The sequence below is a fragment of the Desulfofundulus sp. genome (assembly GCF_049701015.1).
GTDB lineage: Bacteria > Bacillota > Desulfotomaculia > Desulfotomaculales > Desulfovirgulaceae > Desulfofundulus.
On the sequence record NZ_JBNATZ010000076.1, the window covers coordinates 1 to 10,408 of the forward strand.

A 10,408-nucleotide genomic window follows, 5' to 3' on the forward strand; every position below is an offset into this window, starting at 1 on the left:
GATTTGTTGAAGCGACCTCTCGAGCGGGGTGGTGTGTATTTCCAGGACGCCTATGTATCTTATGCTACCGGGGAGCCCTCCGTGGCTTTTGCTACGGCTGTGGAGGGCCTGGGCCCGGGAGTGGAGCGTTTACCAGACGGTCGGGTGGGAGTACTGGTATTCCGGGTGAAAACGGAAGAGATACTCAATTCCATAAGCCGGGGCCGGGCCTGGCTGGGTAACACCGGGGAGGTGATTCTCCTGCGGCATGACCGGATGATCATCAACGAGTTGCGCCGCCGGCCCGGGGCCAGCCTGTTCATCCGTTCCTCCTCGGAAATTGCCCGGGAAGCTGTGCAGGGGAAAGAGGGGTTGCTGGAAACCACCAATTATGCTGGTGTACCTGTTATGGCCGCCTACCGCTATATCCCCTACGCCGGGTGGGGAATGGTGGCCGAACAGGATCTGGCGGAGATCATGGCTCCCGTACGAAAAAACGCCATTTTCTTGATTCTGACTGCCGTGGCTACCATCCTGCTGAGCGTATTGACCATTACTGTGGTGGTGCGCCGCGCACTGCTCCCCCTGGGAGAAGTGGTCCGTGCCTCCGCTGCTCTGGCTGCCGGACAACTGGACCAACGGGTGGAGGTGGCGGATGCAAAAGATGAAATCAGCCTGGTTGCCCGTGCGTTTAATAAAATGGCGGAAGGTCTGGAGGTTCAGTTCAGGGTCCAGGACAGGCTTCAGCAACTGTTGCAGGTCGTTATTACATCCATTCATCTGGAACCTCTCTCAGCAGCGGTTCTGGAAACGCTGGCCAGGGTCCATGATTTTCAGGTGGGCGCCATTTACGTTGCCCGGACGGAGCGGGGTATCTTCGAGCTTCTGGCGGGTTTTTGTCCCTCAGGTAAGCTGGCTGGCCAAAGAGAAGTCCCTCTTATAGAAGGACCTCTGGGGCAAGTATACCGGAGCCGCCAGCCGCTGGTTCAGGAGAATATTCCTCCTGATTCTGTTTACACGGTACAAACCATGGCTGGCGAGATCCTCCCGGTCGCCGTGGTTTATCTCCCCCTGGTCTTTGATGAAGATCTCCTGGGCGTGCTGGTGCTGGGTTCCCTGCATCCCCTCCGGCAGTCAGCTCTTGAAGAACTGCAAACGGCCTGTGATGTGCTGGCGGTGGCGGTCAATAATGCCTTGAACTTTGAACGTGTTTCTGCCCTTTCCCAGGAGCTGAGTCAGTTGAACGAGGAACTGGCGGCCCAAAATGAGGAGCTATATATGCAGGCCGAAGAATTGCAGGCCCAGGCCGAAGAGATTGAGGCACAGAGCAGGGAGCTGGCGGTAAAAAACAGGCAACTTGAGGAGGCCAGCCGGATGAAATCCACCTTCCTGGCCAGGATGTCTCATGAATTGCGTACCCCCCTGAACGCTATTATCGGTTTTTCCGAACTTTTAATGGAAGAACTGTCCGGCCCGCTCAATGAAAAGCAAAAAGAATACATGGGTGATATTCTGACCAGCGCCCGTCACTTGTTGAACCTGATCAACGACATTCTGGACCTGTCCAGGATTGAAGCCGGCCATCTGGAATTGAGGCCGGTACCGGTGGATCCGGCGTCGATCCTGCAGGAGGCCCTGACCCTGGTGGAACCTGGCGTGAGGGTGAAGGAACACACCCTCCGGGTGGAACTGGTGCCGGGTCGTTATCTGGTACAGGCCGACCCGGAACGGTTGAAGCAAATCCTTGTCAACCTGCTTTCAAACGCGGTGAAGTTTACGCCCGCCCGGGGTACCATTGAAGTGCGGGCTGTATCCGGCGGGGAGGAACTGATCATCGAGGTCGCTGATAACGGCATCGGCATTGCACCTGAGATGCACCAGACTATCTTTGAGGAATTCTGCCAGGGTGAGGTGGCTCCGGTCCACCGTTATGAAGGTACCGGCCTGGGGCTGGCCATAACCCGCCGCCTGGTGGAAATGCATGGTGGTCGTATCTGGGTGAACAGTGCTCCGGGGGAGGGAGCCACCTTTAGTTTTACCCTGCCTCTGGTACGGAATGCCATTGCGCACCCCGTAGCGGATAAAGCCGCAAGTGAGATTTCTTAAAACGGGACGCATTCGAAAAAGCGGCTCCCGGCGATAGTTTTTCGCCCTGCTTGAGTCCCTTTTCCCAGCAGATAAAAAAGCTATTTTGAATGGGGTTGTTCGGGGAGAAGGAGGGGAAACATGTATGGCACCGTTGATTTTGATTATTGAAGATAATCCCTTGAACACCAAGCTGGTGAGGGATATTTTACAATCCCAGGGATACGAGACCAGGGAAGCTGCCACTGCGACTCAGGGGCTGGAAATGGTGCGCCGGGAGAGGCCTGATTTGATCCTTATGGATATTGAGCTGCCTGGAATGGACGGGCTGCAGGCCACCCGGGTCTTGAAGGAGGACCCGGCCACCAGGGATATCCCCGTTCTGGCTGTGACTGCTTATGCCATGAAGGGGGACGCGGAGAAAGCCCTGGCAGCCGGTTGCGACGGGTATATCAGCAAACCGATTCAGCTTAAAGATTTTATAGACCGGGTCAAAGCATTTCTTGGAGAAAAGAGCTAGCCCCGTAACCTTACATTACCTGCGGCTGGGGAACCGGTTCAAAGTTGAGGTTCGTTCAGTGCAGGGGACACCGGTTTTACCGGGAGGGTAAAATAAAAGCGGCTGCCCTCTCCAGGCTGGCTTTCCACCCAGATCCGGCCGCCGTGTATTTCTACCAGACCCCGGGTGATGGCAAGCCCCAGGCCCGTGCCGGGTTCACCGGCAGGCGGGGTATGGTAGACCTGTTCAAAAGCATTAAAAATCCTGTCCCGATATTCCGCGGGAATACCAGGGCCTGTATCGGAAACGGAGAACACCACCTGTTGTTTCTGCCGGTGGGCGCTTACAACCACCTCTCCTCCGGGTGGAGTAAAGCGCAGGGCATTGGCCAGCAGGTTGCACAGCACCTGCTTTATGCGCCCCCTGTCGGCAACCACTGTACCCAGTTCGGGTGCCGTCTGAGCGCACAGGGTGATTTCTTTCCGCTGTGCTTTTTCCCGGAACATATTCAGGCAGGAGACAATAAGCTCGTCCACCGGGAATTCCTCCCTGTTAAGTTTCACTTTCCCTGCTTCGATTTTGGCCAGGTCGAGCAGGTCATTGACCAGGGTCAGCATCTGCTGGCTGCTTTCCAGGATCAGGTTTATGTATTCCTTCTGCTTTGAGCCAAGTTCCCGGCTGCATGGACCGTTCAGGAGAAGTTCCGCAAAGCCGATAATACTGGTGAGTGGCGTACGCAATTCATGGCTGACGTCGGCCAGGAATTTGTCCTTCAACCTTGTTATTTTTAATAGACGTTCATTTTCTTTCCTCAGCTTCCGGATAACTCTATCTATATCGGCTTTCGTACCCAGTGCCGGCCATTCCAGTGTTTGCATCTCGTTGCTGAACCTCCTGTAATTCCCGCTACGACATACGTTCGATGACCCGGGTCTTTTGTTTTGTCTTCCGTACAACACATCACCCTATCTTTTTTTATGATAATACTTTCTTCCTGTCGGTGAAAAGGGGGGAAATTTCACAAATTTTGTAGATACAGTTCTACTCTCCGCTCAATTGCCGGGGGCTTGGCTCGAAAGATAACATATGGCCGGTTCATGTTAAAAAATGCGAAATCAGCCCTTGACAATCCACCGGGAATGTGTTATTATTCCTAAACGTCCATATATATGCATGTGAGTATGGGGATATCCTTATCTTGTGTATGAATAATTATTTTTGCGGAAATAATATCCTGGCATAGTTTTTTTTGATTTTGTTGGAAAGCGAGGTTTTTCTTTAAAAAAACCTTGCTTTTCGTTGTTTTTTAATTTTGGGGGGTGTGAGGCTCTCAATGAATACTCCAAATGCCGGGACCAGGACCAGGTGGAGTTTTGGCAAACTTCCGGAGGTTCTAGATTTACCCAACCTGATCGAAGTCCAGCGCAACTCCTACGAGTGGTTTTTACGGGAGGGTTTGCGTGAGGTATTCCAGGATGTTTCGCCCATCCAGGATTTCACCGGAAATCTGGTGCTTGAGTTCCTGGACTATACCCTGGGTGAACCCAAGTACTCCGTTGAAGAGTGCAAGGAACGTGATGTCACCTACGCGGCTCCTCTAAGGGTAAAGGTGCGCCTGATAAATAAAGAGACGGGAGAGGTCAAGGAGCAGGAAGTCTTCATGGGCGACTTTCCTCTGATGACCGATAAAGGCACCTTTATCATCAATGGTGCGGAACGGGTGATTGTCAGCCAGCTGGTTCGTTCTCCCGGGGTTTACTTTGCCGAACAGCTTGATCCCAGCGGCAAAAAAATCTATACGGCCACCATTATCCCCAACCGGGGAGCATGGCTGGAGTTTGAAACTGATGTCAACGACCATGTATTCGTACGTGTCGACCGCACCCGCAAGATCCCGGTTACCGTGCTGGTGCGTGCCCTGGGTTACGGGTCCAATGTGATGATCATTGACCTGTTCGACGGCAATAAATATATCCAGGAAACACTGACCAGGGACAACACCGACTCCGAAGAGGAGGCACTGGTGGAAATCTATAAACGGCTGCGGCCCGGTGAACCCCCCACAGTGGAGAGTGCTCGCTCACTGCTTCACTCGCTGTTCTTTGACCCGAAACGCTACGACCTGGCCAATGTGGGCAGGTATAAGTTATGGAAGAAGTTGAAACATGATGTGCTCTACCGTTTTAAAGACGGTGGTCAGGGACCAACGGAGTGGGACCGTTACCTGAACCGGGAGGTCCCCAGGGACCGCGAATTTATCCGGGAGCTGACCCCCGAGGATATTATTGCCACCGTACGATACCTGCTTCGTTTAATGGATGGAGAAGGTCAGGTGGATGATATCGACCATCTGGGTAACCGCCGCCTCCGTTCGGTGGGTGAGCTTTTGCAGAACCAGTTCCGCATTGGCTTGTCCCGTATGGAACGGGTCGTACGGGAGAGGATGACCATCCAGGATGTGGATGTCATCACTCCTCAGGTACTGATCAACATCCGGCCGGTGGTGGCGGCCATCAAGGAGTTCTTTGGATCCAGCCAGCTTTCACAGTTCATGGACCAGACGAACCCGCTGGCCGAGTTGACTCATAAGCGGCGCCTTTCCGCCCTGGGTCCCGGGGGATTGAGCCGGGAAAGGGCGGGCTTCGAGGTGCGGGACGTGCACCATTCCCACTACGGCCGCATGTGTCCCATAGAAACTCCGGAAGGTCCCAACATCGGGTTGATCGGCTCATTGTCCTGCTATGCCCGGATCAATCACTTTGGCTTTATCGAAACACCATACCGCAAGGTGAACAAGGAAGAACGGCGCGTTACGGACGAGATCGTCTACCTCACAGCCGACGAGGAAGAGGATCTGGTCATTGCCCAGGCCAACGTGCCCCTGGATGAGAATGGGTATTTCCTCGAGGAGCGGGTCAATGCCCGCCACGGCCATGAGATTCTGGTGGTGCCCACGGACAAGGTCGACTACATGGACGTATCTCCAAAACAGGTCTTCAGTGTGGCCACCTCCCTGATTCCTTTCCTGGAGCACGATGATGCCAACCGGGCCTTGATGGGTGCCAACATGCAGCGTCAGGCCGTACCTTTGATCAAGGCTCAAGCACCACTGGTGGGTACGGGGCTGGAGTATAAAGCCGCCCGGGACTCCGGGGTGGTGGTTCTTGCCAGGAACAGCGGTGTGGTGGAGCGGGTAACGGCCAATGAAATTGTCATCCGTACCGACAATGGTACTCTGGATACCTACAAATTGATCAAGTTCGCGCGTTCCAACCAGGGCACCTGCATCAATCAGAAGCCCATTGTGTATAAAGGCGACCGGGTGGAGGCCGGTCAGGTAATTGCCGATGGCCCTTCCACCGACCACGGGGAACTGGCACTGGGCCGCAACGTCCTGGTAGCCTTCATGCCCTGGGAGGGTTACAACTATGAGGACGCCATCCTGGTAAGTGAAAAACTCGTCAAGGAAGATTATTTTACCTCCATTCACATAGAAGAGTATGAATGCGATGCCCGGGATACCAAGCTTGGTCCGGAAGAAATTACCAGGGATATTCCCAATGTGGGTGAAGAGATCTTAAAAGATCTGGACGAGCGCGGAATTATCCGGGTGGGTGCGGAAGTGCGCCCCGGGGATATCCTGGTTGGTAAGGTCACGCCCAAGGGGGAGACCGAGCTTACAGCCGAAGAACGGTTGCTCCGGGCCATCTTTGGCGAAAAGGCGCGGGAAGTCCGGGATACTTCTTTGCGCGTGCCCCACGGCGAATCCGGCAAGGTAGTGGATGTCAAGGTATTTTCCAGGGAAAAAGGTGACGAGCTTCCACCCGGGGTTAACCAGCTGGTAAGAGTGTATGTAGCTCAGAAGCGCAAGATCTCCGAAGGTGATAAAATGGCTGGCCGCCACGGGAACAAGGGGGTTATTGCCAGGATCCTGCCTGAAGAAGACATGCCTTTCCTGCCCGATGGTACGCCGGTGGAGATTGTCCTGAACCCCCTGGGCGTACCTTCCCGGATGAACCTCGGCCAGGTGCTGGAAACCCACCTGGGCTGGGCGGCCAAGGTGCTGGGGTACCATGTGTCGACGCCTGTGTTTAACGGCGCTACGGAAGAAGATATCCTGGAATTTCTGGAGAAAGCGGGCCTTCCCAGGGACGGAAAAATTACACTGTATGACGGGCGTACCGGAGAGCCTTTCGATAATCCGATTACCGTAGGCTATCTCTACATGTTAAAACTGGCTCACCTGGTTGATGACAAAATCCATGCCCGTTCCACCGGTCCCTACTCCCTGGTTACCCAGCAGCCCCTGGGTGGGAAGGCTCAGTTCGGCGGCCAGCGCTTTGGTGAGATGGAAGTTTGGGCGCTGGAGGCTTATGGCGCCGCATATACCCTGCAGGAGATTCTCACGGTCAAGTCCGATGACGTGGTAGGTCGTGTCAAGACATACGAGGCTATAGTTAAGGGAGAAAACGTGCCCGAACCGGGTGTCCCCGAGTCTTTCAAGGTCTTGATCAAGGAGCTGCAGAGCCTGGGGCTGGACGTAAAGGTTCTTTCTGAAGACGACGAGGAAATCGAGATTAAAGAAGTAGACGAAGACATGCAGGAGACAGCCCGGGATCTCGGCCTTGATATTCACGCCGAGGAGCCGCTTCCGGAGAAAGGTTATGATTCCGATCCGGAGGCCGGGGAAGAACAGGAGGAATATGAAGAGGATGACTACCCGGAGGATTTGCCGGATGACGTCCTGGACCTGGATGAAGAGGACACGGAACCGGATCGTTACCAGTGATTGCCAGTGGCAATAACGGTTCCACTGCAATCAGACGGCGATATTCTTAGCGAAGGGAGAGAGATCCTTTGCTGGATTTGAACAACTTTGACCGCATCCGTATTGGTCTGGCATCGTCGGACATGATCCGTCAGTGGTCCAGCGGCGAGGTAAAAAAGCCGGAGACGATTAACTACCGGACACTGAAGCCCGAGCGGGACGGTCTATTTTGCGAGCGCATTTTTGGTCCTACCAGGGACTGGGAGTGCCATTGCGGCAAATACAAGCGTGTACGCTACAAAGGTGTGGTTTGTGACCGCTGCGGTGTCGAGGTAACGCGTTCGAAAGTCCGCCGGGAGCGCCTGGGCCACATCGAACTGGCTGCACCTGTATCTCATGTCTGGTATTTTAAAGGTATTCCCAGCCGTATGGGCCTGCTTTTGGACATGTCGCCCCGCGCGCTGGAAAAAGTCCTTTACTTTGTTTCATATATTGTAATAGATCCCGGCAATACTCCCCTGATTAAAAAGCAATTGCTTACGGAAACGGAATACCGGGAGTACCGGGAGAAATACGGTAATGCCTTCAAGGCGGGGATGGGTGCCGAGGCCATCAAGGAGCTTCTGGCCGAAATTGATCTGGATGAAATGAGCAGGGAATTGCGCCAGGAGCTCAAGGAAGTAAGCGGTCAGCGCCGTGTGAGGGCTATTCGCCGCCTGGAAGTGGTGGAAGCCTTCCGCAAATCCGGCAACCGGCCGGAATGGATGATACTGGACGTCATTCCGGTTATCCCTCCAGAACTCAGGCCCATGGTTCAGCTTGACGGCGGTCGCTTTGCCACTTCAGATTTGAATGACCTGTACCGGAGGGTGATAAACCGTAACAACCGGCTCAAGCGCCTCCTGGACCTGGGAGCTCCCGATATCATCGTCCGTAACGAGAAGCGCATGCTCCAGGAAGCGGTAGATGCCCTTATTGACAATGGTCGCCGCGGTCGTCCTGTTACCGGTCCGGGTAACCGCCCCTTGAAATCCTTGAGCGATATGCTCAAGGGTAAACAGGGACGTTTCCGCCAGAACCTTCTGGGCAAGCGGGTGGACTATTCCGGCCGTTCGGTGATTGTGGTCGGACCCACCTTGAAACTGCATCAATGCGGTCTGCCCAAGGAAATGGCCCTGGAGCTGTTCAAACCCTTTGTGATGAAGCAACTGGTAAACAAGGGCTTCGCCCACAACATTAAGAGTGCGAAGCGCATGGTGGAACGGGTGCGGCCGGAAGTCTGGGACGTCCTCGAAGAGGTGATCAAGGAGCATCCGGTACTTTTAAACCGGGCTCCCACTCTGCACCGGCTGGGGATACAGGCCTTTGAGCCCGTCCTGGTGGAAGGCCGGGCCATCCAGATCCATCCCATGGTCTGCACTGCTTACAACGCCGACTTCGACGGGGACCAGATGGCCGTACACGTACCGCTGTCGGCCGAGGCCCAGGCCGAGGCCAGGTTGCTCATGCTTTCGGCCCATAACATCCTGAACCCCAAGGACGGTCGTCCCGTGGCCATTCCCACGCAGGACATGGTTCTGGGATGCTATTACCTGACCATGGAAAAACCGGGCGCTCCCGGTGAGGGGAAGGTTTTCAAGGATTACGAGGAAGCCATCATGGCCTATTACAACGGGGCCGTGAGCCTGCAGGCACGGGTTCAGGTGCGTCAGCCAAACGGGGAACGTCTGGAGACTACCGTGGGCAGAATCATTTTCAACGAAGTGGTTCCCGACGAACTGGGTTATTTGAATACTGTGATGGATAAAAAGAGCCTGGTGCAGCTGGTGGATGATTGCTACCGCAAGCTCGGGTATTCAGCAACAGCGAACATGCTCGACGGGATTAAAAAGCTCGGTTTCTATTTTGCCACCAGGGCGGGGATCACCATCAGCACTTCCGATATCATAATCCCCCCCGAGAAAAAGGAGATTCTGGCGGACGCGGAAAAACAGGTGGAAACAGTGGAAACCCAGTACCGCCGGGGGTTGATTACCGAGGAGGAACGTTACCGCAAGATCATCACCATTTGGAACGAGGCTACCGACAGGGTGACCAAAGCCCTGCTGAATATCCTGGATAAATTCAATCCCGTGTACATGATGGCCAACTCCGGTGCCCGGGGTAATATTCAGCAGATTCGCCAGCTGGCCGGTATGCGGGGGCTCATGGCCGACCCTTCCGGCCGGATCATTCCGGTGCCCATTAAAGCCAACTTCCGGGAAGGGCTGGCCGTGCTGGAATACTTTATTTCCACCCACGGTGCCCGCAAGGGCCTGGCCGATACCGCCCTGCGTACCGCGGACTCCGGTTACCTTACCCGGCGCCTGGTGGACGTGGCCCAGGATGTAATCGTCCGGGAAGAAGATTGCGGTACTGACGAAGGTATCCTGGTACAGGAAATCAAGGATGGTACGGAAGTTATTGAAAAGCTTGAGGACCGCCTGGTTGGCCGGGTGGCGCTGAACGATATTGTTCACCCCGCGACAGGGGAAGTGCTGGTGCGGGCTGGTGAAGAAATCAACGAGGAAAAAGCCAGGGCTGTCGTTGAGGCCGGTATTAAGGAAGTGTGGATTCGCTCGGTCATTACCTGTAGGAGCCGTTACGGTGTTTGTGTGAAGTGTTACGGCCGCAACCTGGCTACCGGACGGATCGTTGACATCGGTGAAGCAGTGGGTATAATTGCGGCCCAATCCATTGGCGAGCCGGGTACCCAGCTGACCATGCGCACCTTCCACACCGGCGGTGTGGCTGGCGACGATATCACTCAGGGTCTGCCCAGGGTCGAAGAGTTATTTGAGGCCCGGCGCCCCAAAGGGCAGGCGGTGATCGCCGAAGCAAGCGGCGTGGTGGATGTACGGGAGGTTAAGGGGCGTCGGGAGGTGGAGATCACTACCGACAGTGGTGAGAAATATACCTACCAGATCCCCTACGGTGCCCGGCTCAAGGTCAGCGCAGGGGACCGTGTGGAGGCCGGTGATGAGCTCACCGAAGGTTCCATCAACCCCCATGACCTCTTAAAGATCAAGGGGCTGCAC

Annotated in this window: 5 protein-coding genes; 4 read left to right on the top strand and 1 reads right to left on the bottom strand. The window is 55.0% G+C overall.

Features of this window, described 5'->3' with window-relative positions; all coding sequences use genetic code 11:
- On the top strand, nt 1-2,085 hold a 2,085-nt coding region (locus ACPLUI_RS06520; RefSeq protein ID WP_424659462.1), incomplete at its 5' end, for an ATP-binding protein.
- A 124-nt stretch (nt 2,086-2,209) separates the two neighbouring features.
- The gene (locus ACPLUI_RS06525) at nt 2,210-2,584 is read left to right on the top strand and encodes a response regulator (protein ID WP_424659463.1); all 375 of its coding nucleotides are present in this window, start codon (nt 2,210-2,212) and stop codon (nt 2,582-2,584) included.
- Nucleotides 2,585-2,622: 38 nt separating this feature from the next.
- Here ACPLUI_RS06525 and ACPLUI_RS06530 read toward each other — a convergent pair whose 3' ends face one another.
- Complete coding sequence (locus ACPLUI_RS06530) at nt 2,623-3,441, bottom strand: sensor histidine kinase (RefSeq protein ID WP_424659464.1); 819 nt, start codon at nt 3,439-3,441, stop codon at nt 2,623-2,625.
- 455 nt (nt 3,442-3,896) lie between these two features.
- On the opposite strand from ACPLUI_RS06530, the gene rpoB reads away from it, so the two are divergent.
- Together rpoB and rpoC are read left to right on the top strand one after the other, a co-directional pair.
- Nucleotides 3,897-7,352 carry a DNA-directed RNA polymerase subunit beta gene (gene rpoB / locus ACPLUI_RS06535; RefSeq protein WP_424659465.1) on the top strand — a complete coding sequence of 1,152 codons (3,456 nt, stop codon included), beginning with the start codon at nt 3,897-3,899 and terminating at the stop codon, nt 7,350-7,352.
- Between the two features lie 68 nt (nt 7,353-7,420).
- Nucleotides 7,421-10,408 (top strand): DNA-directed RNA polymerase subunit beta' (rpoC, locus tag ACPLUI_RS06540; protein ID WP_424659466.1); only part of this gene is annotated, 2,988 nt, incomplete at its 3' end.

Bases quoted from the DNA above. Each gene is read 5' to 3' on its own strand.
- ACPLUI_RS06525 (WP_424659463.1), top strand. From the start codon at position 2,210: ATGGCACCGTTGATTTTGATTATTGAAGATAATCCCTTGAACACCAAG.
- ACPLUI_RS06530 (WP_424659464.1), bottom strand. From the start codon at position 3,441: ATGCAAACACTGGAATGGCCGGCACTGGGTACGAAAGCCGATATAGAT.
- rpoB (WP_424659465.1), top strand. From the start codon at position 3,897: ATGAATACTCCAAATGCCGGGACCAGGACCAGGTGGAGTTTTGGCAAA.